The following is a 24,862-nucleotide window of genomic DNA, read 5'->3' on the forward strand; positions in this document are numbered from 1 at the left end:
TTATATTTTAACAAAACTGTATACTAAAACGGCGATAATGCCAATAACCATCATGAATATGTAGAACCCTACATTACCTGTTTGCAGCAGACGCAGGCCTTTGCTTGCCTCTACTGTACCTTTACCTAAACCGTTTACCAGGCCGTCAATTCCGCTTTTTTCTATGATGTTATAAAAGAATACCGATGCAGCATCAAGTGGCTTACGGATGATTGTATCATACAATTCATCTACATAAAACTTGTGGTAAGACAGGTTGGATAATGCAGGCCTTTCCTGATCATCTGCAACCGGCACGTGAGCATTGCTTACGTATTTAACATAAGCATAAATCAGCGCAAGTATTGCTACACCCACTGATACAGCCATTAGTATCCATTCTGTGCTGTGGCTTAGCTCATGCTCACCAAGCAAGGCAACCGAGCCTTTAAATACAGGTGCAAGGTAAGCGCCAAGTTCATGATGGCCACCCATAACTGCAGGAACACCAATAGCACCTGCAATGGCTGAAAGTACCGCAAGTACTATCAACGGAATAGTCATGCTTGCAGGGGACTCATGCAGGTGATGTTCTTGTTCGTGCGTTCCGCGGAATTTACCCCAAAACGTCAAGTACATCATACGGAACATATAAAACGATGTTAGACCGGCGGTGATAACACCAACTACGTAAAATGTTGTGCTATGCGCAAAAGCAGCAGCTAATATCTCGTCCTTTGAAAAGAACCCCGAGAAAGGAGGGATACCAGCAATGGCTATAGTGCCTAGCAGCATGGTAATAAAGGTTATTTTAATCTTGCCTTTTAATCCTCCCATTTTGCGCATGTCCTGCTCCCCTCCCATAGCGTGGATAACGGAACCAGCTCCAAGGAATAACAAAGCTTTGAAGAATGCGTGAGTTAACACGTGAAAGAATGACCCGGTATAAGCACCAACGCCTAAGCCCAGGAACATATATCCTAACTGAGATACTGTTGAATACGCCAGTACCTTTTTTATGTCTGTTTGTGTAAGTGCAATAAGGGCAGCAAAGCAAGCAGTTGCTAATCCAATGATAGCTATTACCTCCATAGTGTCAGGCGCCATGCTGAACAAGATGTTAGACCGTGCTATCATGTAAATACCCGCTGTAACCATGGTTGCAGCATGTATAAGCGCTGATACTGGTGTTGGGCCGGCCATCGCATCGGGCAACCAGGTGAACAGCGGCAACTGTGCCGATTTACCGACCGCGCCAATAAACAACAGCAGTGTAACTACGGTAAAGTATAAATGCCCCCGTGGCATGCCACCCACTTTAGGGAATATCTCCTGAAAAGAAGTGCTGTTAAACTCTTTAGCTAAAAGGAATATACCTAACAGGAACCCGAGGTCACCTATGCGGTTCATTATAAATGCCTTTTTAGCAGCATCAGAATAGGCGCCATTAGTATACCAAAAGCCAATAAGCAGGTATGAGCAAAGCCCCACACCTTCCCAGCCGATGAACATAACCACGTAGTTACTGCCCATTACTAAAAGCAGCATAAAAAACACAAACAGGTTCAGGTAAGCGAAGAACTTGCCAAAGCCAGCATCGTCATGCATGTAACCTGCAGAGTAAAGGTGAATTAAGAAACCTACACCAGTGATGATCAGCAACATAATAGAGCTTAACTGATCAACCAGGAAAGAGAATGGAATTTTAAAGCTTCCTACGCTGATCCAATCAAATACAGTAACGTTAATGGGGACACCGGAAGATTTTATCTGGAAGAATGCCGCAAGGCTTAATCCAAATGCCACCAGCACCAGCAAACTGCCAATGGTACCAATAATGCCTTTAGATAAGCTGTTACGTCCTAGTCCGTTTATTACAAAACCGGCCAGAGGTAATACAGGAATAAGCCAGATCAAATTGTTCATATAATTCGCCCCATAATTCCCATGAAGGGAACAGAAGTTTTTAAATTTATTTTATGCCGAACGCTCCTGTTCAGGAACAGGCGTGCTTTACCACTTTAAACGATTCAGGACATTGATGTCTATCGAATTTGTGTTCCGGTATATCATCACTATAATGGCCAAGCCCACTGCAACTTCCGCAGCAGCAAGTGCCATAATAAAAAATACAAATACTTGTCCTGCTGCGTCGCCGCGATATACGGAGAATGCGGTCAATAAAAGGTTAACCGAATTCAGCATTAACTCTACAGACATGAATATCACTATTGCATTACGGCGCAATAACACGCCCATTACGCCGATAGAAAATATAATAGCGCTTAAAAGAATGTAATGGTTTAACGGAACCGTGTGAATTGCGTGGGTTAAACTTTCCATTATGCGGTTGCTTTAGGATCTTTTGTAGCCAATAAAACGGCGCCTACCATTGCCGATAACAGCAATACGGACGAAACTTCAAAAGGCAGTAAGAACTCGTTGAACAATACTTTACCTAGATTTTTAACCAATCCTAATCCCGGGTTTTTGATAACCAGCGGATCAGACGCGCCTACCAGTTTTAACGATGATACCAGCGCAATCGCTAAAATACCACCACCAAATACGGCAGCCAGTTTTACTTGGAAAGGTTTTACAGGCTCAGCTTCCTTATTAAGGTTGATAAGCATCAGCGTGTATAAGAACAGCACCAATATGGCTCCCATGTATACAATGAAGTTTACAATAGCCAGGAACTGGGCGTTCAATAAGATGTAGTGAATAGTAAAAGTAAAAAAGGTGAGTATAAGATACAGAATACTGTGCACCGGGTTTTTTGCAGAAATAACCAGTATGGAGAAAAATATCGATAAAAACGCAATGACGTAAAATGTACTCATATCTATCTTCTACAAATACCCTTGCCTCTTTTTAAGGCTGGGCAAAGGTATAAAACTTCTTGTTATTGGTTTAAAGGTGGCTCTACTAATTTATCCTTGCCGTAAATAAAGTCCTTACGTAGATAGTCTGACGGAACAATATCACCATCCAGGTATATCGCCTCTTTAGGGCATGCTTCCTCGCACAAGCCACAAAATATACAGCGCAGCATGTTAATCTCATAAACAGCGGCATACTTCTCTTCACGATACAGGTTTTCCTCACCCTTCTGGCGTTCACCTGCAGTCATTGTAATAGCTTCTGCCGGGCATGATAGTGCACATAACCCGCAAGCTGTACAACGCTCACGTCCTTCTTCGTCACGTTTAAGTGAGTGCATTCCCCTGAAGTTTTCAGAGAACTCACGCTTCTGTTCTGGGTATTGTATAGTTACAGGCTTTTTCCAAAAGTGCTTCATGGTGATACTGAGCCCTTTTGCTATAGCCGGCAGGTAGGCCTTCTCCCAAAAATTGAGTGGCTTTACCTCTAAAACTTTCTTTTTATTACTTAATGATTCCATTTACCTGCTCTTATAAAAAGGTAATAACTATACCGGTAATAACAATGTTAGCTATAGCCAGCGGTATAAGCACTTTCCAGCCCAAATCCATCAACTGGTCATAACGGAAACGCGGGATTGTCCAGCGTATCCACATGAAGAAGAAAATGAACATGAATACTTTGCCAAACAACAGCACTGTTCCTAATATTACAGAAATATTTGGCCCAGCGTTCGCAGCAACCCAATCCATTCCCGGGTAGTTGTAACCACCCCAATAAAGGGTTGCCATTACTGCCGACGAAACAAACATATTAATGTATTCCGCGAATAGGTAAAAGCCAAGCTTCATAGACGAATACTCGGTATGGTACCCACCCACAAGTTCTGTTTCACACTCTGGAAGGTCAAAAGGTGTACGGTTGGTTTCGGCAAAAGCACACACCAGAAATAATAAGAAGCCTAATGGCTGCTTAAAGAAATTCCATGTAAACCAGCCATTTGCCCAAAAGCCATGCTGCTGCTGCGCTATTTCGCCCAGGCTTAAAGTGCCTGTAACCAATAACAAAGCAATAATGCTAAGGCCCATGGAAATTTCGTAGCTGATGTTTTGCGATGCAGCACGTATAGCACCCAACAAAGAATATTTGTTATTTGACGCCCAACCACCTATCATAACGCCGTAAACACCAAGGGATACAACACCGAAGATGTACAATATACCCACGTTTATATCAGTAACTTGCAATGGAATGCTCTTGCCATTCACCACCAGGTTTTGTCCCCACGGTATAACCGCAGAGCCGATACAAGCTGTTAAAATAGCCAGAGAGGGGCCAACTATGAACAGGAATGGCGTTGCGTTTGTAGGAATAATTTCTTCTTTCAGGAACATTTTACCACCATCTGCAAGCGGTTGCAGAATACCCCATGGACCGGCACGGTTTGGCCCTATCCTGTCCTGAAAAAATGCCGCTATCTTACGCTCGGCATAGGTAGAATACATGGCGATAACAAGGCTTATTAAAAAAATAACTATAATAAGCCCGAATTTAATGGCTATATCTGTTAGTTCCATTAGAGGCGTGTCTCCCTTTCAAATTGTTCTTTATTGGCCTGCTGCAGTAACGGATTGGTTTTAACCACCGGCAACGGCTTAAGCGTATCGTAGTGATTTGCGCTGATAACCGATTTATTAGAAATCTTACGAGGCCCTTCTATAACCCAATCACTAGTTTTCTTTTTATCAAAACGGCAGGTGTTACAAATGAATTCTTCTGCCTCACCGTATTCGTCCTTACGTGCGGTAACCCTCAGCACATCTTCACCCTTATACCACAAGGTTACTTTGCCGCAGCATTTGTCGCAATCGCGATGTGCTTCTACAGGCTTGGTAAACCACACACGGTTTTTAAAACGGAAGGTCTTATCTGTTAATGCTCCTACAGGGCATACATCAATAATATTTCCGCTGAAGTCATTATCAACCGCTTTTTGGATATAAGTTGATATTTCCGAGTGGTCTCCCCTGTTCAGGATGCCATGTATACGGTGATCAGTGATCTGATCGGCTGTGAAAACGCAACGGTAGCACAATATACAGCGCGTCATATGCAGCTGTATTTTGTCGCCAATGTCTATCCTTTCGAACGTACGGCGGTCAAATTCATAACGGGTTTTGGCAGCGCCGTGCTCGTAGCCAAGATCCTGCAAGTGGCATTCGCCTGCCTGGTCGCAAACCGGGCAGTCCAGCGGGTGATTGATCAAAAGCATCTCCACAACGCCCTTACGAGCTTCAATAACTTCAGGAGATGTTATATTTTGTACCTCCATGCCATCCATTACCGTTGTACGGCAACTAGCAACCAGTTTAGGCATCGGGCGTGGATCTTTTTCAGAACCTTTGCTCACCTTTACCAGGCAGGTACGGCATTTACCACCACTACCTTCCAGCTTGGAGTAGTAACACATAGCAGGCGGAACAATGTCGCCACCTATCATCCTTGCGGCATTTAGTATGGTTGTGCCCGGCTCTACTTCTATTGATATGTTGTCTATTGTAACCTTCATTGAAATTCCTCCTTTATGCCTCTGCTTTTTCCAGCAGTGGCAGCGGGTCTGCATAGTGTGCCAGTCCGTAATTCCTTGTTGTCACCTCATAGGCATTGGTTACATGCCATTCAAATTCGTCCCTGAAGTGGCGTATAGCGCTGGCCACCGGCCATGCTGCTGCGTCTCCAAGCGGACAGATGGTATTACCTTCTATCTTCTTGCTAACGTCTACCAACAAGTCCATGTCGCTAAGCTTACCATGGCCAAATTCAAGGCGATGAAGAACTTTCTCCATCCAGCCGGTACCTTCTCGGCACGGCGAGCACTGCCCGCAGCTTTCGTGGTGATAAAACCTTGCAAAGTTCCAGGTGTTGCGCACAATACACTGGTCTTCGTCATAAGCGATGAAGCCGCCTGAGCCCATCATGGTGCCGGTTGCAAAACCACCATCAGCCAACGACTCATAGCTCATTAAACGGCTTTCGTTATTGATGGTCTTCAAGATCAGGTTAGCCGGTAAAATCGGAACAGATGAACCACCTGCAACTACCGCCTTCAGGCGTTTGCCGTTAGCTATGCCCTGGCAATATTCATCACCGTATATAAATTCTTCTACAGGTACCCCAAGTTCAATCTCATATACTCCCGGGCGTTTAAGATTGCCTCCTGCAGATATCAACTTGGTACCAGTGCTCCGGCCAATACCAACTTTAGCGTACTCTTCTCCACCTTCGTTAATGATTGGTACTACAGCAGCTATCGATTCAACATTGTTCACTACAGTTGGGCAACCATATAAACCAGCAATAGCCGGAAATGGTGGCTTAATGCGCGGGTTACCACGCTTTCCTTCCAATGACTCCAGCAAAGCAGTTTCTTCACCGCAAATGTATGCGCCGCCTCCCGGTTGAACGTAAAGTTCAAGGTCGTAACCGGTGCCCAAAATATTAGCACCTAAAAAGCCTTTTGCTTTAGCTTCAGCAATTGCTTTTTCAAGGATGCGTATCTGCGGCATCATTTCGCCACGAACGTAGATGTATGATGTTTTGGCACCCAGCGCGTAGCTTGCTACTATCATACCCTCTATCAAAAGGTGAGGGATATGCGTCATCAGGTAACGGTCTTTAAAAGTACCGGGTTCAGACTCATCTGCGTTACACACCAGGTAACGCGCTACACCTTCTGGTTTTGCCAGAAAGCTCCACTTCATGCCGGTAGGGAAACCCGCACCGCCACGACCGCGTAAGCCTGATTTCTTAACCTCTTCTACAACTTCTTCAGGTGTAAGGGTCTTAAGGGCCTTTTCTACCGATGCATAGCCGCCTTTAGAGCGATACACATCAAATGTATTAATGCCAGGTACGTTTATATGTTCGAGTAAAAGCTTACGTCCCATGTTAGTTGCCAGCCTTTCTTCTGAAATCGGCAATCAAAGTATCTACCGACTCGTTTGTTAAATTCTCGTAAAAAGTATATTCAGGACCTATTTGCAATACCGGGCCATAACCACAGGCAGCAAGGCACTCAACGCCACGCCAGCTAAATAAACCATCCGCAGTTACGTCGCCTTCTTTAACACCTAATGTTTGCTCTACATGATCAATAATCTTGCTTGCGCCAACTACTTCGCATGGGCCTGTACGGCATACTTCGAGCATGTACTTGCCTTGCGGCTTTAAAAAATACATGGTGTAAAAAGAGGCAACCTCATAAACCTCTATAGGTTGTATATCCAGGTAGGCCGCTACTTTATCCATTGCCGGCGGACTTACCCAGCCAAACTCGGCCTGTACAAGGTGCAGTATAGGCAATAAAGCAGATTTTTGCTTTCCTTGAGGATAACGGCTAACTACGTCGTCAAATTTCGTTATCAGCTCCGGTGAAAAGTTTACCGGCGCGCTGGTTTCTTGTACGCTAAGCATCTAATTCTCCGGCTATAACATTTAAACTACTCATGTTTATAATCGCGTCAGATAACAACATCCCCTGGCTCATTGGCGCATACATCTGGTAGTTAATGAAACTAGGCCTACGGAAATGCAGGCGGTAAGGCGAGCGGCCTCCATCATTAACCAGGTAAAATCCAAGTTCGCCATTAGCACCTTCTACCGCATGGTAAACTTCTGCATTAGGAGTGTCAACTTCACCCATCACAATTTTGAAGTGATAGATCAAAGCTTCCATGTTGTTGTATACTTCCTGTTTTGGCGGCAGGTAAAATTCCGGCACATCCGCATGAAATATTTCTGGTGATTCTTTTTCTATTTTATCAAGCGCCTGTTCTATCAGTCGCATGCTTTGCCACATCTCTTCGTTACGCACCAGGAAACGGGCATAAACATCGCCATTGTCCCCCACCGGTACCTCAAAGTCAAACTCCTCGTAAGATGAATATGGTTCCATCGCACGTACATCGTAGTCAACACCGGCGGCACGCAAAATAGGGCCGGTCCAGCTATAGTTCAATGCAGTTTCGGCAGTAACGGCGGCTACACCACGTGTACGGTCTACAAATATACGGTTACGGTTAAACAAGTTTTCAAACTCCTTTAAACCATAATTAAAGTCCTTTAAAAACTTGCGGATCTTGTCAAAAGCTATCTTGTTGAAATTACGCTCGAACCCACCTATACGACCAATGTTGGTTGTAAGGCGCGATCCACATATTTCCTCGTAAATTTCATATACCGACTCGCGATACTGCATCATGTAGGTAAAGCCTGTTAAGGCTCCTGTATCTACACCTAATATCGAGTTGCAAATAATGTGGTCGGTAATACGGGCCAACTCCATAATGATGATTCGCATGTAATCAACACGTTTTGGAATAGTAATGCCCAGAAGCTTCTCAACGGTCATGTGCCATCCCATATTGTTAATGGGCGACGAACAATAGTTCAGACGATCAGTAAGCGGTGTGATCTGGTAAAAAGGCCTGTGCTCGGCAATTTTTTCGAAAGCGCGGTGTATGTAGCCGATTGTTGATACGCCGTTAACAATACGCTCGCCATCCATCTGTAACACATTCTGGAATACCCCATGCGTTGCCGGGTGGGTTGGGCCAAGGTTAAGTGTGGAATACTCGGTCTGCGGATCGTTGTCAGTAAAAACAGGATGATTCTGCATCTTATATGTTATCTTCCGAAAAAGTAATCTTTCTTATCAATACGGTTAGGATCCTCTAACGGGAACTCTTTCCTCATAGGAAATACCGTCATATCATCAACATTCAATATCCGGCGTAAATCCGGATGGCCGTCAAACACTACACCAAAAAAGTCGTATGTCTCGCGCTCCATCCAGTTAGCACCCTCCCACAAGTTGGTTGCAGTAGGCATGTGAACGTTGTCAGCCGTCAAGAACACCTTTACACAAATACGGGTGTTAGTAGTAAGGCTATGTAAATGATAGATAACACCTATCGACTTCTCCAACTCAGGATAATGGATAGCTGTAATATCTGTCAGGAATATGAACTTCAACTCTTCGTCCTGCTTTAAATAAGCAAGCACGTCCGTTATCAGCTCTTTAGTTGTTTCCACCGCTAGCAGGCCAAAATCCTGGTTTAGCGGCATTACCTGGTCTCCAAAACGACCAGCAAGTTTTTCTACAAGAACTTGGTTAGCTATCTTACCCATTATTGTATTCCGTATTTAGCTAAAAGTTCCTGATATTTTGGTTCGTTACGGCGGCGGGAACTTTCTGTTTGCACCAGCTTTTGTATTGCCATAAAACCATCAATGATGGCCTCGGGGCGTGGAGGGCAACCCGGTACATATACATCAACCGGAATAACTTCGTCTATCCCCTGCAAAACCGAATACGTATCAAATATACCGCCGCTAGAAGCGCAAGCGCCAACAGCCATCACCCAACGTGGTTCTGCCATTTGTAAATAAACCTGCCTAAGTACAGGCCCCATCTTTTTAGATATGGTACCCATAACCATCAACAGATCTGCCTGGCGGGGTGAAAAACTGATACGCTCAGCACCAAAGCGCGCAAGATCGTAGTGTGATGCCATGGTTGCCATAAACTCAATGCCGCAGCATGAGGTTGCAAAGGGCAGTGGCCATAATGAGTTTGCACGCGCCAGCCCTATTGCCTTGTCTAACGACGTAGCAAAAAATCCTTGCCCTTCTACACCTGCCGGAGCGTCAACTAATTGAATATCACTCATGAATTTTAATCGAAAATGTATAAATTCATCAGCTTTGCTGATTATGCAAATTTAAACAAAATACGTTGTAACAAGCACATTGGGAATAGCGCCGTCAATATTTAGAATCAGTCTAAACTAATCCCAATCAAGCGCTTTTTTCTTGATAACGTAGATGAAGCCGGCTAGTAATGTTGCCATAAAAATGAACATTTCTATAAGGCCATTTTTACCAAGATTGCGAAAGTTCACTGCCCACGGGTACATAAATATCACCTCCACATCAAACAATACAAATAGTATAGCTACAAGGAAGTATTTAATGGACATTGGCGTGCGGGCGTTACCCACAACCTCTATGCCCGATTCAAATGGTGTAAGCTTGTCCTTGGTTTCGCGTTTAGGCCCAATTTTGTGCGTAACAAACATTGTGGTAAACACAAACCCTAACGCCACCAGCATCTGGAATATAATTGGCAGGTAATCAACCGATGTACTTTGTAATTCCATGCTGCAAATATACAAATGGCTAAACAATAAAAAAGCCCCTTTTTCAAGGGGCTTTTCACTTTATTAAAGCTCTAAATTATTTGCCTTTAGCTCCACCTTTACGCTGGAAGTAAGCGGCAGCTTGTTTATTAGCTGGATCGAATTCACGGGCTTTGGTGTAATTTTCTCCCGCCTTAGCGTCGTCTTTTTCCTTGAACTCATAATATGAGCCCAGGTAAGCATAAGCTTCGGCCATGTACGACTTATCAGCTTCAGTTACCCCTTTAGCGGTTTGTAACTGAATAAACTGTTCGTAGTAAGGCTTAGCCAGCCCTTTTGTAGTGTTACGATCTGTTTCTTTAAAGTCGTTTGCACGTGCCTGGTAAAGGGCCACAATTGGCAGTGGTGCAGAAGCTTTTGTTTGTATGTAATGGAAAGCACTGTCTGCTTTAGTTAACAAAGTAGTATCTGCTACCGGCTTTGGCTTTGCTGTGCTGTAGTACTGATCTGTAAACGCCTTGTAGTAGCTAAAGCCTTCCTGCAGATAATCATTAAGGGTAACCTTACGTGATTTGCTGATGTATGACTTGTAAGCTTCTGCTGCTTCCAAATATTTCTTTTTAGTGTAAAGCGACTTACCGATTTCCAAATAAACGTCTGCCTGAGTGCTATCAAGTGTAGCTGCTTTGCGTAAAGCGTTTACACCTAAAGAATCCTGACCAGAAGCGATCTGTATTTTACCAAGGTAAACGTAGTCACGTGGGATAACACGTTTAGCATCTGCTTTAGTGATCCAGGTGTTCATTGCTGTTAATGCAGACGGATAATCCTTGTTCTCGTAAGCAGCGTAAGCCAGGTAACGGTAAACCCTCAAGTTCTTTGAAGATTTTGCCAGCTCGTTGGCTTCTGTCTGTAGCGATTTCCAATCACCTGCATAGGCCAAAAAGTCGGCGTAACGCAAGCGTGAATCTTCAGACATATCAGTAAGTGATAAAAACTTACGATAGTTATCAGTAGCTTGTTTAATTTTCACAGAAGCCATCTTAGGATCTGTTAAGGCCCAACGTGCGTCAGTCTCAGCCCATTCGCGGTAAGCAGGTCCATAGTTAGGGTCGATGGCTAATGCTTCCTGAAATTGCTTCTCAGAATCTTCAAAGTTGTTGGCAAATTTCCAAAGTACACCTGTAGCTACTTTAGCGTGGGCCGATTTTGGATCCAGTGCCGTTGCAGCAGCATAGTTTTCATATGCCTCGTTACTTTTCAACTGCGAGCGGTAAGCATCGCCCAAGGCAATTAAAAGCTCAGCATCTTTAGGGTTAATAGCCTTGCCTTTGTTCAAAATTGCAATAGCAGCGTTAGCATCAGCAGCGCTTACTTTATCGTTAACCGGATTAAGCAAATAAGCTTCGCCCATATAAACGTAAGGTTTGCTGTTTTTACCTGCTAAGGTCACTGCCTGGTTAAAGTTGTTAGTAGCAGTAGCGCGGTCTTTATCTACCAAAGCTGCAGCGCCAAGGCCAGCATAGTTAAGTGCTGATTTTGGATTTACGGCAATACCTTTGTTAAATACTGTTTTAGCAGAGTCGCTGTAGTCCTGCAATAAATACACCCAGCCCAGATAAAAGAAGTTCTCGTCTTTAGAGGATTGGGTAACGGTCAAGTTCTTTAGCATAGACTTAGCCTTTTGGTATTGTTCGGCGTCAATCGCTTTCTTGGCGTCGTCTAAACTCTGCGCAAAAACCGATGACCCAAATAACGAAAGCGCTAATGCTAGCTTGCTTATTTTACTGATCATTTTCATCTTAGCTTCTAATAGTTATGTATAGTTTAATGTGTTATGTTTATTTCCCTCGGCGGGATAGAATCAGGCAGCAGGCCCGATTTTAATATAATCCGTTGTCCGCGTTCGCTGGCTAAAAATGATGCAAATCCAGCTCCTAAACCTTTTCTGCCTGTGCAGTCAATTATATACAGCGACCTGCTTAGCGGATACGTTTGTTGGACAAGCGTTTCCTGCGAAGGTTTAAAATATTCCTTGGGTGAGGTCTTGCTGCTCTCGTCCTTCACACCAACTATTTTAACCTGATCAACAGCCTCAGCGTAGTCCTTATCCGGGTCATTAAGCCAGGCAAACCCTGTTATGCCAATTGCATCAGGATGGCTAGCAACATATTTAATAACCTCTTTATTAGATTTCAGAGCGTAAATATTTTTTTGTTTGAACTCGCTGTTTCCAGATAGTTCCTTCAAATACCTTACCAAACTTGAGTTCGGATTGTCAAATACGATGCTTTTATCGGCTTTGCCTTTGCCATTTAACATCGCTTTAATTTCGTTCACTGATATCAGTGTGTCTGTTGATGCCTGGTTTACAATAACGGCAACTGCGTCAATAGCAAACTTGTTAATGTCAGGCGGCAGCTTACGGCGCTTAAGTACACCGGCTTCTGCTGTGTCCAATTCGCGAGACATAATAGCAACTCTTACCTTATCGTTCAGCAACTGGTCAAGTACCTGCCCCTCTGGTAAGTAATTAATTACAGGATTTGCTTCAGGAAAAAGCGCTTTAAAAACATATTGCTCCTCGCCTACAATAGGAGAAAACGACTCGTCACATGCAAATATTGCCTTCCCGGTGGTAAAACCGTCTAAAACAACGCCATTTTTATCACTCTTCTGCTTACATGCAGGTAAAGTAAAAAGCAAAAGAGCTACGCTGCTCAATATAACTCTTATACTATCTTTCATTTGGGTCTTTACGTAAATACCTTGAGAAACGCAGTATACTGTATAGTATTACAACTGCGCCGAAAATAGTCCGCTGCGGTTTCGGAAGCTGTGGTAAGAAGCCGTTCCATACAATAAGCAATAAGCCCATTGTGAACAGCCCTACGAATACCACTCCGCCTAAAATAAGCAAAAACCGCCTTTTGGGCGATTTTTGCTCTTCATTATTATTTAATGACATTACTTTATTCTTCAGATGCCAGCGAGAATGCTACCGGTACACTGTACTGAACACGTACTGGGCGACCGTTTTGAATACCAGGAGTCCATTTAGGCGATGCCTTTAATGCACGTACTGCTTCTTCGTCGCAACCGCTGCCAATACCTCTTACAACTTTGATGTCAGTTAACGATCCATCTCTTTCCACAACGAAAGTAAGGATAACGCGGCCCTGAACATTGTTTTCTCTTGCAATTGCCGGGTAGTGGATAGCTTTACCAAGATATTTACCGAAGGCAGCATCACCACCAGGGAAACCTGGTTGTTTTTCTACCGCGGTGAAGATCTGGTTAGGGTTCTCTTCTACCACTTGTTTCACGTCAGAGTTACCAACCGGCTCCTCAATACGGATATCAGCATTCGGGTCACCTTTCTGGTCTTTTTGTCCAGGGTCAGCTACTTCAAGCTCTTTAACGGTTGGCGGTTCTTTCTCACGCACCTCATCGTCATGTTTCACAACCAAAGGAGGGAAACGCACCTGGTCAACCTTTGGTTTAGGTGGCTCTGGTGGCGGTGGTGGTGGTTTAACTTCCTTGTTTACTGGCGGCGGAGGTAACACAACTTCGGTTACCTTTACCTTTTCAGTAGCTTTAGGGATAAATCCCTCGATCTTGTTGATGATGGTTTTTAACGAAATAAGAAAAACGAATGCTACAACACCTATAATAAGAGCCCTGTTTGTATGGCGAGGGTTATCTTTTCGTAGTTCGTATGCACCATAAGCTTTGTTACGGCCGGTAAAAACAACGTCGATCCACTGCTGATTAAGTATGTCTAACTTTGATCCTAACATAGTTTTAACGTTATTTATTATTAGTGTTATTAATAGTTGCCATCACGTTTCAACAACTCAATTTCGGGCTGTGTGATATCTATAATAGCATATGATTTTACACCTGCAATGTTTATTTCGTCAATCGCGTCAACTACATTCTTGTAGTTTGATTTGTCGCTTGGCTTAATAAGCACTACCATGTATTTACCGGTAGACTGCTGTATCTCCCTGCCTTTATCAAGCAGTGTTTTACGTAAACCGTCTTTGCCGTAACCTTCTGTAGTTGGCGGCGTTTCACCGGGTACACCAATAAACCACTCCACTTTGTTGTTAGCGCCTAATAAAAGCGTCATTGATCGTGAAGCCGCAACAGGTAATTCATCCTTGGTCTTTTCGTCCTTATCAGGCATGGCCAAATCCATTGCCTTAGGCTTAGCAAGGGTGGTTGTAAGCATGAAGAAAGTGATCAGCAAAAATGCCAGGTCAACCATTGCAGTTAAATCTACACGTGTCGACGCCTTTTTGGTCCTAACTTTCCCGCCTTTTTTGCCACCCCCGCTGGAGGTATCTAATTCTGCCATTTCGGGTTATTTTTTAGGTGCCGCCCTTACAGTAGTAATAAGCGCGAACTTGTTATTTTTTTGTTTCGTTAGAATAGTGATCACCGTCCTGATGGTTGGGTATTCTTCCTTGTTATCTCCTTTAATGGTAACATAAAGCGGCTTGTTATGCAATGCTGCATTTGCTTTGCGCGCTTCGCGGATCCAGTCTGACAACTCGTTTGCATTTGTTGTGTCTTTAGGGATACCTGGTTGCTGGAATGCTTTACGCTGATCAACATCCATTCTCAGGAAACTCTGAAGCTGGTTGATCGGCACACCAAATACTGGTAGAGAAGCAAATGTTGCTTTTTCCTGAGGAGTAAAGTTTACATTGTATTTCTCGCCCATTTGCTCAAGCGTTGCCTTGCGGATATCGCTTCCGTCAACACTAAAAAACACTTTGCCTTTACCGATAGTAAGCATCAGCGTATTATCGTCAGGTACTGGTATTTCCACAGCTGCACCAGGAACGTCAACCGGAACAGGGTCCTCGGTCCTTGGCTTTGCTGTTAATATAAAGAAGGTAAGCAGCAGGAAGGCCACATCACACATAGCCGTCATGTCTATGTGGGTGCTCTTTCTTGGTACTTTTACTCTTGCCATGGTACAAATTTAAAAAATAATAATTTAAAAAAACAAGTAATTCCGAATTTTATTTTGCTATATCGGAAAATAGCCTTCTTTTATTCTAAATTATCTTTGATTCTTGTGAGAAGCAGCGAATGTTTGAACGATGCTGAAACCAGTTTCGTCAATAGCATAAGTCAACTTGTCGATTTTTGAAGTAAAGATGTTGTACATTACGATAGAGATAGCTGATGTACCAATACCTAATGCAGTGTTAATCAATGCTTCAGAGATGTGTGAAGAAAGCTCAGCCTGGTTAGGAGCACCTGATGCTGCCAGTGTAGCGAATGCACCGATCATACCGATTACAGTACCTAACAGACCTGTTAATGTACCTACAGATACCAGGGTAGCGATAATGGTAAGGTTTTGCTCTAACATTGGCATTTCAAGAGCAGTCGCTTCTTCGATATCTTTCTGGATAGCAAGAGTTTTCTGGTCAACGTCCAGGTTTGGCTCAAGCTCCATTTCACGGTATTTTTTAAGACCTGATTTGATAACGTTAGCTACTGAACCTTTTTGCTTGTCGCACTCTGCGCTTGCAGCTTCGATGTTGCCGGTGTTAAGGAAAGACTGGATTCTTTTTACGAAAGCCTCTACACTACCGGTACCTGCTGCTTTGTTGATAACCACGAAACGCTCTACAGAGAAAGTGATAACCATTAACAGGTAAGACATGATAAGTGGTACGATAACACCACCTTTGTGTACAGTTCCGTAGATATCTGAAGGCTCGTTAGCAGGATCGCCACCTTTGTAGTGACTAGCGTCACCCAGGATGAAAATGAAGATCAAAATAGCTACCACGATACAGATAGGTATAGTTAAAGATGCAAATGCGCCCGATGCACTTGAGCTTTCTTTCTTTACAGGGGTAGTTGGTTTTGTTGGTGCGTTTGCCATTACTTTTAATTTTTAGTTTTCGTTTTGTTTATAATATAAGTTAATAAAAATGTGTGCGTTTTTAGCGAATAACAAAAATAGAATTTAAATGAATTAAAAAAACTTTTTCTCTAATTGTTTATGATAACTTAATACAAGCACCCTAAACGTTTATAAATTGGTAATACTTAACGTGAACAGCTATAAAAATTGTGTTTTTGCTAAATAATTTTTTACAATGAAACCCATTTTTTTTAATAATAGCAAACATTGACCTATAAAAAGTATGTAACTAAAGTGATATAATAGTGTCTAAAGTACAGTTACTCCTTTACGCTTATACCTAATTACTTAGTTATAAATATTGGTACACATTGAACAACAGGCACTTTAAGTTGTTTTTACACTAAGTTGTTTTTTGTTAGTGTAAAACTTATTCCTGCTAATTCTATTGCACTAAAATACGAAATTAAATTTGGCAAAGCCACAAATTACGAATCAATGTATTACCCGCCAGCTTTCTTTGCTTTGTAACCATCCGCAAGTAGTAAGGTGAGTACCTTATCTCTAAAGTCGCCTTGTATAAGTATATCAGCATCTTTAGCTGAGCCGCCTACGCCACACTTGGCCTTCAGTTTTTTGCCAAGTGCTTCAAGGTCGGTTGGTGTACCTATAAAGCCGGTAATACGGGTAACCAGCTTACTGCCGCCCTTTCTGTCTAGGTATATCTTTAAGTTTTGCTGTTGAGGTGGCAAGGTATTTACGTTACCGCTTTCACTTTCCTGGTATTGAAAATCAGGATCGGTAGAATACATTATGCCTGTGTAGTTCTTTTTTGCCATGCTACTATTTATTATAGGCGCTGCCAACCATCACCTTTAATGCACCGGGTACAATATCAATTGTAAGTTCCTCACCGGCATCCCTGGGTTCCCCGTCCAGGTGTATTGGGCCGGGCTTGCTGCGGGTTATACTGATGCTTTTGCCTTTTATTATTTCTACAAACTTTGAGCTGTCTGCCGTTTTAGTAAACATCCGTAAACCCATCTCCGGAAAACGGTATAACGGGAACGGCTTTATAATGCAAACATCAAGCAGCCCATCCTGTACAGAAGCTGTAGGCGAAACATGCGCATTATTACCGTACTGAGACGAATTAGCCAGGCTCAGCATAAAAGCTTCGCGTACATATGGCACTCCGTCTATATTAAGCTTGTACACTTGGGATTGGTAGGTGGATATTTCCTGCAGTGACGATTTAAAATAGCTCACGAAACCGCGCTTCTCGCTGCCGTGCGCAAAAACCTGGCTTATATGCGCATCAAAACCCATGCCTGCCATGTTAAAAAACCACTTGCCGTTCATTTTACCGGCATCTATATTAATGGTATGGCCATTGTTTAATACCTGCAGCGCACCCTCGGCGTTCATAGGTATTCCCAAAAAGCGGGACAGTCCGTTGCCCGATCCATAAGGTACTACGCCTAAAATTGTATCGGTACCTGCTATGCCCGATGCTACTTCGTTTACGGTACCGTCGCCACCAACAGCTACTATCATGTCGTAATTGGCAGCCTCTTCACGGGCAACGTCACGGGCATGCTTTACGCCTGTGCTAAAAATGGTATTAAACTCAAACAGTTGCTGGTTGATGTATTTGTTTATAAGCTCCGGAACACCATCCTTTTTCTTCCCTCCCGACACCGGGTTTATAATAAATAACGCTTTCCTTTTCAACTATATAAGTTTAAGCCGTCAAAAGTAAATGTATTTTCGGCTTTGTAAAAAATTGTTTTATTTTTGCCCACGCGAAAGTGGACTGATTTGATTGCTCCGGACCAGCGCCGGTACATGTTGCAACCACGTAAAAAAGTGCTAATCCTGCTTCTCTTTTACAGTTTCAAAAAGATCTTACCTTTCGGCGTTTACGTTTATTTAAACTTTTTATGCCATATTTATTCACTTCAGAATCCGTATCAGAAGGGCACCCAGATAAAGTTGCCGATCAGATATCCGACGCGTTAATTGATAATTTCTTAGCCTTCGACCCTGAATCTAAAGTTGCGTGCGAAACACTAGTAACAACCGGGCAGGTGATACTTGCCGGCGAAGTAAAATCTAAAGCATACCTTGATGTGCAGAAGATAGCGCGCGAAGTGATCAACAAAATTGGCTACACCAAGGGCGAATACATGTTTGATGGCAGCTCTTGCGGTGTACTGTCAGCCATACACGAGCAATCTCCGGATATTAACCAGGGTGTCGACCGTACCTCTAAGGAAGAGCAAGGCGCGGGCGACCAGGGAATGATGTTTGGCTACGCTACTATAGAAACCGACAACTATATGCCGCTTGCGCTGGATATAGCCCACGCTTTATTGATAGAGCTGGCTGCCATTCGCCGCGAGAATACCGACATTAAATACCTTCGCCCGGATGCAAAATCGCAGGTTACGCTGGAGTATAGCGATGATAACCAGCCAACACGTATAGATGCGATTGTAATATCAACCCAGCACGACGATTTTGACGAAGAGCGGGCGATGCTTAAAAAGATAAGTGACGATATTATTGGCATACTTATACCACGCGTGCAGGCTAAGTATCCAAAATACGCGCACTTCTTTAATAACGAAATTAAATATCATATTAACCCTACCGGTAAATTTGTTATTGGCGGCCCGCACGGTGATACCGGCCTAACAGGTCGTAAAATAATTGTTGATACTTACGGTGGCAAAGGCGCCCATGGTGGTGGTGCATTTTCCGGTAAGGACCCATCAAAGGTTGACCGCTCTGCTGCTTACGCTACCCGCCATATTGCTAAAAACCTGGTTGCTGCAGGTGTTTGCAGCGAGGTACTGGTACAGGTATCTTACGCAATAGGTGTTGCTAAACCAATGGGTATTTATGTAAACACTTATGGTACCGGCAAAGTAGGACTGAACGATGGCGAGATAGCTGCGAAAGTGGAAGAGGTTTTTGACATGACTCCTTACGCTATTGAAACCCGCTTTAAACTTCGCAACCCTATTTACAGCGAAACTGCAGCTTATGGCCACTTTGGCAAGCCAAGCCAAACTATTACAAAAACTTTTACCAGCCCCGAAGGGCGCGTAGTTACCAGCGAGGTAGAACTGTTTACCTGGGAAAAACTGGATTACGTAGAGAAGGTGAAATCAGCATTTGGATTGTAATTCCCCTAATAAATTTCAATTTTTGGAAAGCGGCCGGGTAATCGGCCGCTTTTTTATTTAAGACTTTTCCGGTTGGGATCCTTCGGCGGCTTTGCGCTTATAGTAGTACCGTATGGCTTTATCTGTACTGCCGCACTCCAACGGGTTACACCATCGGCGGGTGTGGCTGCGCGTTCTATCCAAAAATAACCACCCGCATGCAGAACATTCTTTTATATACTTAGCATCTGCGGAAGTCAAAATATCATAAGCAGATTTTACAACCTTCCATAGCGGACTGGAAAGATCTTTTCCTGTGTTTAGCCAAACCTGTGTTAACCCATCTTTATGATTTGCAAAACCGATATTCGACAGCGCTTGAGATACCAGGGTATTAAATTTATCAAGGGTGGATTGATCTACACTTGTTCCGGCAGCCTTTTGGGAAAACAAACCATAGAAAGTATCTCTCACTTGTAAAATATGCTGAAAAGCCTCATCGGTATTCCCGGGCGACGCCACCGACAGTAAAGCCAGCTCTCGCTTCTCGTTCTCTGAGACAATATCAACTTTTATGCACCAATCTAGGAAGGTTGTATAATCTGCAAGATACTCGTGAGACGGCTTCTTTTTGCGTGTTTGTACAGTATTTACAAAGTCGAGGCAGAGCAACCCACCATCAAGCGGCAAACTGGCTATTGTTCTTACTTTGTTCATTACTTCAAATATAATCTTATTTTTACCATCAAAGTAAATTAAGATAGTAAAAACCATTACACTTTACCATCGTTACTCATTTAGATAGTAACATTAGTTATGGCAAACAAACATACAGCCTCGCCCTTGTTGGTGGCATTAGCCTTTTTTAGCATCTACATTGTATGGGGGTCAACCTACTTAGCGGTAGCTTATGGCTTGAAAGGGTTTCCACCTTTTATACTGGTAGGGCTGCGTTACCTGGCAGCAGGGTTACTTATGCTGGCCTGGTGCAAGTTAAAGAAAGAGGCCCTTCCCAAATGGCAATACCTTTGGCGGCACGCGCTCAGCGGCACATTGATGCTGGTGGGCGGCACTGGCATGATCGCCTGGGCCGAACAATACATCAGCTCGGGGCAGGCAGCTATATTGGTTGCCACAGAACCGCTGATGTTTTTGCTGGTGGACAGGAAACGGTGGAGCGAATATTTCTCCAACAAATACATTCTCGGCGGTCTTATCATCGGCTTTACAGGAATTTTTTTCTTTCTCCGACTAGGGGTATCTCATGTTAACGATTCGCCTATGGCTATAGTAGCCAGCATTGTAGTGCTGGTAAGCGCGTTGTTATGGGTAATTGGTTCGCTTATCACCAAAGGAAACCAGGGCACCAGCACTACGGTAATGAATGCCAGCGTGCAGCTGCTTGCCGGCAGCATAGCGGCAGGCATTATAGCACTTTGCAAAAGCGAGCAAACAGGATTTTCGTTTGCACAGGTTACAGCGGAAGCATGGGGCGGTTTGTTGTTCCTTATTGTTATGGGGTCATTAGTGGCGTACCTGTCTTTTGTTTGGCTTATCGCTTTCCAACCGCCGGCAGTTGTTAGTACCCACACTTACGTGAACCCGGTGGTGGCGGTATTTTTAGGATGGCTGCTGATGGATGAGCCCGTGAACAAAGCTCAGCTCATCTGCCTGGTGGTAATACTCGCAGGCATACTGCTGGTAAATGTGCCCGGTTACCTCGACCGTAAAAAAGAAGCTGCGGAAGCATCAGGTTAATTATTGATGCTTGTCCGCTAACTTAAAGAGCATCGTTTAAAAGTGTGTTTTTTGCAGATTTTTGCATGCGAAATTTATCTTTACAGGATGGAAAACCCAACCGAAAACCCGTGGAAAGTAACGTCTGAAAAAGATGTTTACGATAACCCCTGGATAAACGTAACCGAGTACCAGGTGATAAACCCATCGGGCAATCCTGGTATTTACGGCAAGGTTCATTTCAAAAATACAGCCATAGGTGTAGTACCGCTTGACGAGGATATGAATACTTACCTGGTAGGGCAATACCGCTTTGTACTTAACCAGTACTGCTGGGAAATACCAGAGGGCGGCGGACCCGAAGGCAGCAACCCGCTGAATTCGGCAAAACGTGAACTACTTGAGGAAACTGGCCTAAAAGCGACGGAATGGACGGAGATATTGCAGATGCATCTCTCCAATTCGGTATGTGATGAATTTAGTGTTATTTACCTAGCGCGTGGCTTGCAGCAGCATGAAGCAGAACCTGAAGATACCGAGCAATTACAGGTGAGAAAGATGCCTTTTGAGGATGTTTACCAAATGGTTTGCAGCGGCGAGATAACAGACGCGGTAACCGTAGCAGCAATACTTAAAGTAAAGCTGATGCTGGTTGAAAACCGATTGTAATTCATCTGTTTACCATATTCTCAAAAAAATTTACCTTTGCGGCGTTAATGAGAAAATTGCTAGGTTATTTCCTGTCACCCATTGCCATTGTCGCATTTTTTTTGATGCTGGTTATATTTCAACCGGTGCAGTGGATATGCTATAAACTGTTTGGTTATGCTGCTCACAAGCGCTCTGTAGACATCCTGAACTTTTTCCTGGTTAAAACAGCTTACCTGCTGGGCAACAGTGTTACGTTCATAAACAAACAAAACCTTCCGTTAAACAGACCGATAATTTTTATAGCCAACCACCAAAGCTTGTTCGATATCCCGCCGATGATCTATTACCTGCGGAAGTATCACGCTAAGTTTATATCTAAGGTAGAGCTTACAAAAGGCATCCCTTCTATATCTTATAACCTCAAAGTTGGCGGCGGTGCCAATATAGATCGTAAAGATCCGCGGCAGTCTATTATGGAGCTGTCCAAATTTGGCACGCGCATGAAAGAGAACAACTGGGGTGCAATGATATTCCCGGAAGGAACACGATCTAAGGACGGCAGTGTAAAGCCATTTCAATCTGCAGGAGTAGCAACGCTTTTAAAAAAATGCCCGAGCGCCTTATTAGTACCTGTTGCCATAACCGATTCCTGGAAAATGGTAGAGTACGGTTTTTATCCCATGAATACATTTACTCCAATGAAGTGGGAAGTTCTTGAACCCATAGAACCACAGGGCAGACCGGCTGATGAACTTACAAAAATCTGCGAAGAGAGAATACGGGCAGTTGTGGTAAAGTAAACGCTAAGGGGTAAGTGTTTCGAAATTTAATGGCGATGTATTTCAGACTGTTTCACCCAAATACATTCTTCATCGTACCGAATTATAATAATAAACTGATAAACAGATATTTAGATTATCCGCGGTAAGTATTAGTACTGTTTCGCTTCAACTTATAACCAACTGATTACTAAGCAAAGTTTGTTTCAAGGCACTCAAAAGTGTTTCACCTGTTTCAGCGAAACACTTTTGAACTTAGTGTATTCCGTTACTCCAGATCAGCCGCTGCAAAGGTATTACCCTGGCTAAGGTCGCCTGTTTCGTAACCTTTTTTAAACCAGTACATACGCTGCGCACTAGTGCCATGTGTAAAGCTATCAGGTGTAACTTCACCCTGGTATTCTTGCTGCAATCGATCATCACCAATTTGGTGTGCAGCGTTAAGGGCTTCTTCAATATCCCCGGGATCTAGCACATTCTTAAGCTTCTGCTCGTAATGCGCCCAAACACCTGCATAAAAATCGGCCTGCAGCTCCAGTTTAACAGATAGTTTGTTGTATTCAGTCTGGCTCATCTGCTGGCGCGCCTGATCCATTTTGGCGCTTACGCCTAGCAAGTCCTGCACGTGATGCCCTACTTCATGGGCGATAACATAAGCCTGAGCAAAGTCACCCGCCGCACCGAACTTGTTCTTTAACTCATCAAAAAACGAAACATCTATATAAACCTTTTGATCGCCGGGGCAATAAAATGGGCCTGTTGACGACCCAGCCTGTCCGCACGCGGTATTTACTCCGTCGGTGAAAAAATGCATTACGGGCTTGTCGTAAGTTTTTCCCATATCCTGGAAAAGCTTCGTCCATATATCTTCTGTATCCGCCAGTACCACACGTGCAAATTTCTTCTGATCGTTATCCGGGCCGGCTGACTGCGTATTTTCCTGCTGCGCACCGCCCTGCTGAGTTTGATTAAGTACGGCGGAAGGATCTATCCCGGTAAAGAAATATATAGCGGCAGCTATTATGCCAACCAAACCGCCACCTACGGCAAAACCACGGCCACCGCCGCTGCTGCCTTCTTCAACATTACCGCTTTCGCGCCTGCCAAACCATTGCATAGTGTTTTAAGATTAGTTACCATGTAACATGATGCCGCTGAAATTTGTTTGCGGCATGTTTATCTAACTATATCTGTTTTAAAACAAGCGAGCCCTTTCTATTTGGTAGAAAGGGCTCGCTTGTTTTAAACTATAATGTGCTGTTACTGCTGCAACTTAGGAATGCGGGTTGGGGCATCCTTCCCGGCAACTATCGAGCGGGAGCTTAACGCAATAGCGCGGATAGTAGCAATAATGTTCTTCACATCAAGGCTGCTAAACTCGTCTTTAACCGTATGATAAAGCTTGTCACTATCTATCTGGTCGGTAGAGATGGTATGTGCAGGTACGCCGAGTGCTGCAAGTGTAGCATTATCGCTGCGGTAAAATAAGTTTTGCTGCGGATATGGGTCAGGATAAAACTTAAATGCCGTACCTTCCAGATTGCTTTGCAGAATCTTACCAAAATCTGAACGTTCGTAACCGGTGATGAAAGCCGAATTCTCGCCAAATTTTGAGTCTTTGCCAATCATCTCAATATTAAACATGGCAACTACCTTATCTGGGTCCATCTGTTTAGAAAAATACTGTGATCCAAATCCGCCAATTTCCTCGGCAGTAAACGCTACGAAAATTAGGGTGCGCTCGTTATTGTTTAGCTTTTTGTAGTACTTAGCCAGGCTGATAACAGCAGTCGTTCCGGAAGCATCATCATCGGCACCATTAGCAATAGTATCTCCTGCTATGCCATTCTTTTGAATACCCAGATGGTCATAATGACCGGAGAATATCACATATTCGTTTGACTTTGATTTACCAGGGATCATACCAGCTACATTGAATAACGGCTTCTCCTCTGTTTTCACTTCGTAAGCAACATTGAGCGATGTTACATCATCCAGCGACCCCATAACAAACACTACACCTTTATTTGCACCATTCGCAGATTTAAAAGCCGTACCGCCGCGTTTAGCACGTGCTACCAACCTCTTAAACATCGGGGCAAAGCTGGTATCTACCAACACCAGCATATCTTTATCTCCTTTAGCATATAGCTGGTACTTTTCCATAAAGTTGCTCCCAGCCGGTACTTTGGCTACTTCTACTGCGCTAACACTTGCCCAGTTAAAAGATGCCGGAGCTGTAATAGCCAAGCGGTCTGCAGGGACTTCCACACCATTAATGGTTGCTTTGGCACTAACAGGAGTTGTCTTCAGCATGCTGAAGCTCTGCCGGAAGCCGGTTGCTCCTGTTAACGGCTTTAAGCCCGCTGATTTAAACTCACCTTCTATAAATGTTGCAGCCTTGTCAATCCCTTTAGTAAATGTGCCACGACCTTCCATGTCATCAGCACTTAGGGTTTTAATGATGCGTTCTACATCATCCTGCTTTATTAGTTTGTTTACGTCCTGTGCAAAGCTGCACACCGATACGGCCATTAACGCAGCCGACGCTAAAAATCTCTTCAT

The 24,862-nt window shown here is 43.7% G+C and carries 28 protein-coding genes; 4 read left to right on the forward strand and 24 right to left on the reverse strand.

From position 1 onward, the window contains the following. From nuoL to AC59GT_RS12710, 21 genes are all read right to left on the reverse strand, one after another. The gene (gene nuoL / locus AC59GT_RS12610) at positions 1-1,905 is read right to left on the reverse strand and encodes an NADH-quinone oxidoreductase subunit L (protein ID WP_497237968.1); all 1,905 of its coding nucleotides are present in this window, start codon (positions 1,903-1,905) and stop codon (positions 1-3) included. A gap of 87 nt (positions 1,906-1,992) precedes the next feature. Further along, on the reverse strand, positions 1,993-2,322 hold the full coding sequence (gene nuoK, locus AC59GT_RS12615) for an NADH-quinone oxidoreductase subunit NuoK (RefSeq protein ID WP_497237969.1): 330 nt from the start codon (positions 2,320-2,322) through the stop codon (positions 1,993-1,995). Next, on the reverse strand, positions 2,322-2,822 hold the full coding sequence (locus AC59GT_RS12620; protein WP_497237970.1) for an NADH-quinone oxidoreductase subunit J family protein: 501 nt from the start codon (positions 2,820-2,822) through the stop codon (positions 2,322-2,324). Before AC59GT_RS12620 ends, nuoK begins: the two co-directional genes overlap by 1 nt. Positions 2,823-2,884: 62 nt before the next feature. Continuing rightward, positions 2,885-3,382 (reverse strand): NuoI/complex I 23 kDa subunit family protein, encoded by a 498-nt coding sequence (locus tag AC59GT_RS12625; protein ID WP_117383442.1) that lies wholly within the window; start codon positions 3,380-3,382, stop codon positions 2,885-2,887. 10 nt (positions 3,383-3,392) lie between these two features. After that, entirely contained in the window at positions 3,393-4,439 is a 1,047-nt protein-coding gene (nuoH, locus tag AC59GT_RS12630; RefSeq protein ID WP_117383441.1) for an NADH-quinone oxidoreductase subunit NuoH, read from the reverse strand. Next, on the reverse strand, positions 4,439-5,431 hold the full coding sequence (locus AC59GT_RS12635) for an NADH-quinone oxidoreductase subunit G (protein WP_117383440.1): 993 nt from the start codon (positions 5,429-5,431) through the stop codon (positions 4,439-4,441). The genes nuoH and AC59GT_RS12635 overlap by 1 nt, the downstream gene beginning before the upstream one ends. 13 nt (positions 5,432-5,444) lie before the next feature. Further along, positions 5,445-6,809: an NADH-quinone oxidoreductase subunit NuoF gene (gene nuoF / locus AC59GT_RS12640; RefSeq protein ID WP_497237971.1), complete on the reverse strand. Its 1,365-nt coding sequence runs from the start codon at positions 6,807-6,809 to the stop codon at positions 5,445-5,447. Position 6,810: 1 nt separating this feature from the next. Further along, on the reverse strand, positions 6,811-7,335 hold the full coding sequence (locus tag AC59GT_RS12645; RefSeq protein ID WP_497237972.1) for an NADH-quinone oxidoreductase subunit NuoE family protein: 525 nt from the start codon (positions 7,333-7,335) through the stop codon (positions 6,811-6,813). Continuing rightward, entirely contained in the window at positions 7,328-8,539 is a 1,212-nt protein-coding gene (locus tag AC59GT_RS12650) for an NADH-quinone oxidoreductase subunit D (RefSeq protein ID WP_497237973.1), read from the reverse strand. The genes AC59GT_RS12645 and AC59GT_RS12650 overlap by 8 nt, the downstream gene beginning before the upstream one ends. Before the next feature lie 8 nt (positions 8,540-8,547). After that, positions 8,548-9,051: an NADH-quinone oxidoreductase subunit C gene (locus AC59GT_RS12655; protein WP_497237974.1), complete on the reverse strand. Its 504-nt coding sequence runs from the start codon at positions 9,049-9,051 to the stop codon at positions 8,548-8,550. Further along, positions 9,051-9,593: an NADH-quinone oxidoreductase subunit B gene (locus AC59GT_RS12660; RefSeq protein WP_117383435.1), complete on the reverse strand. Its 543-nt coding sequence runs from the start codon at positions 9,591-9,593 to the stop codon at positions 9,051-9,053. The genes AC59GT_RS12655 and AC59GT_RS12660 overlap by 1 nt, the downstream gene beginning before the upstream one ends. A 117-nt stretch (positions 9,594-9,710) precedes the next feature. Beyond that, positions 9,711-10,082, reverse strand: coding sequence for an NADH-quinone oxidoreductase subunit A (locus AC59GT_RS12665; RefSeq protein WP_497237975.1), 372 nt, complete (start codon positions 10,080-10,082; stop codon positions 9,711-9,713). A gap of 76 nt (positions 10,083-10,158) precedes the next feature. Further along, positions 10,159-11,862, reverse strand: coding sequence for a tetratricopeptide repeat protein (locus AC59GT_RS12670; protein ID WP_497237976.1), 1,704 nt, complete (start codon positions 11,860-11,862; stop codon positions 10,159-10,161). A 26-nt stretch (positions 11,863-11,888) separates the two neighbouring features. Continuing rightward, positions 11,889-12,809 carry a PstS family phosphate ABC transporter substrate-binding protein gene (locus AC59GT_RS12675; RefSeq protein WP_497237977.1) on the reverse strand — a complete coding sequence of 307 codons (921 nt, stop codon included), beginning with the start codon at positions 12,807-12,809 and terminating at the stop codon, positions 11,889-11,891. Further along, positions 12,799-13,029 (reverse strand): hypothetical protein, encoded by a 231-nt coding sequence (locus AC59GT_RS12680; RefSeq protein ID WP_497237978.1) that lies wholly within the window; start codon positions 13,027-13,029, stop codon positions 12,799-12,801. The genes AC59GT_RS12675 and AC59GT_RS12680 overlap by 11 nt, the downstream gene beginning before the upstream one ends. 4 nt (positions 13,030-13,033) lie before the next feature. Beyond that, entirely contained in the window at positions 13,034-13,861 is an 828-nt protein-coding gene (locus tag AC59GT_RS12685; protein ID WP_497237979.1) for an energy transducer TonB, read from the reverse strand. A gap of 29 nt (positions 13,862-13,890) precedes the next feature. Beyond that, positions 13,891-14,424, reverse strand: a complete 534-nt coding sequence (locus tag AC59GT_RS12690) for an ExbD/TolR family protein (RefSeq protein ID WP_497237980.1) — start codon at positions 14,422-14,424, stop codon at positions 13,891-13,893. 6 nt (positions 14,425-14,430) lie between these two features. Next, on the reverse strand, positions 14,431-15,048 hold the full coding sequence (locus tag AC59GT_RS12695; RefSeq protein ID WP_497237981.1) for an ExbD/TolR family protein: 618 nt from the start codon (positions 15,046-15,048) through the stop codon (positions 14,431-14,433). 90 nt (positions 15,049-15,138) lie between these two features. Continuing rightward, positions 15,139-15,975, reverse strand: a complete 837-nt coding sequence (locus AC59GT_RS12700; RefSeq protein ID WP_497237982.1) for a MotA/TolQ/ExbB proton channel family protein — start codon at positions 15,973-15,975, stop codon at positions 15,139-15,141. A gap of 485 nt (positions 15,976-16,460) precedes the next feature. After that, on the reverse strand, positions 16,461-16,796 hold the full coding sequence (locus tag AC59GT_RS12705) for a translation initiation factor (protein WP_497237983.1): 336 nt from the start codon (positions 16,794-16,796) through the stop codon (positions 16,461-16,463). A gap of 4 nt (positions 16,797-16,800) precedes the next feature. Further along, positions 16,801-17,691 carry a diacylglycerol/lipid kinase family protein gene (locus AC59GT_RS12710; RefSeq protein WP_497237984.1) on the reverse strand — a complete coding sequence of 297 codons (891 nt, stop codon included), beginning with the start codon at positions 17,689-17,691 and terminating at the stop codon, positions 16,801-16,803. A 209-nt stretch (positions 17,692-17,900) separates the two neighbouring features. Between AC59GT_RS12710 and metK the strand changes: the two genes are divergently transcribed. Next, on the forward strand, positions 17,901-19,151 hold the full coding sequence (gene metK, locus AC59GT_RS12715; RefSeq protein WP_497237985.1) for a methionine adenosyltransferase: 1,251 nt from the start codon (positions 17,901-17,903) through the stop codon (positions 19,149-19,151). A gap of 57 nt (positions 19,152-19,208) precedes the next feature. On the opposite strand, the gene AC59GT_RS12720 is transcribed toward metK, so the two are convergent. Then, on the reverse strand, positions 19,209-19,847 hold the full coding sequence (locus AC59GT_RS12720; protein ID WP_497237986.1) for a CGNR zinc finger domain-containing protein: 639 nt from the start codon (positions 19,845-19,847) through the stop codon (positions 19,209-19,211). 99 nt (positions 19,848-19,946) lie between these two features. Between AC59GT_RS12720 and AC59GT_RS12725 the strand changes: the two genes are divergently transcribed. From AC59GT_RS12725 to AC59GT_RS12735, 3 genes are all read left to right on the forward strand, one after another. Beyond that, a complete protein-coding gene (locus tag AC59GT_RS12725; RefSeq protein ID WP_497237987.1) occupies positions 19,947-20,888 on the forward strand; it encodes an EamA family transporter in 942 nt (313 codons plus the stop codon). Between the two features lie 87 nt (positions 20,889-20,975). Then, the gene (locus AC59GT_RS12730; protein ID WP_497237988.1) at positions 20,976-21,536 is read left to right on the forward strand and encodes an NUDIX domain-containing protein; all 561 of its coding nucleotides are present in this window, start codon (positions 20,976-20,978) and stop codon (positions 21,534-21,536) included. Between the two features lie 47 nt (positions 21,537-21,583). Then, on the forward strand, positions 21,584-22,318 hold the full coding sequence (locus AC59GT_RS12735) for a lysophospholipid acyltransferase family protein (protein ID WP_497237989.1): 735 nt from the start codon (positions 21,584-21,586) through the stop codon (positions 22,316-22,318). Positions 22,319-22,565: 247 nt separating this feature from the next. On the opposite strand, the gene ypfJ is transcribed toward AC59GT_RS12735, so the two are convergent. Both ypfJ and AC59GT_RS12745 read right to left on the reverse strand, forming a co-directional pair. Beyond that, positions 22,566-23,414: a KPN_02809 family neutral zinc metallopeptidase gene (gene ypfJ, locus AC59GT_RS12740; protein ID WP_497237990.1), complete on the reverse strand. Its 849-nt coding sequence runs from the start codon at positions 23,412-23,414 to the stop codon at positions 22,566-22,568. A 143-nt stretch (positions 23,415-23,557) separates the two neighbouring features. Then, positions 23,558-24,862 carry a M20/M25/M40 family metallo-hydrolase gene (locus tag AC59GT_RS12745; RefSeq protein WP_497237991.1) on the reverse strand — a complete coding sequence of 435 codons (1,305 nt, stop codon included), beginning with the start codon at positions 24,860-24,862 and terminating at the stop codon, positions 23,558-23,560.

The organism is Mucilaginibacter sp. 320_HR, assembly GCF_059691875.1.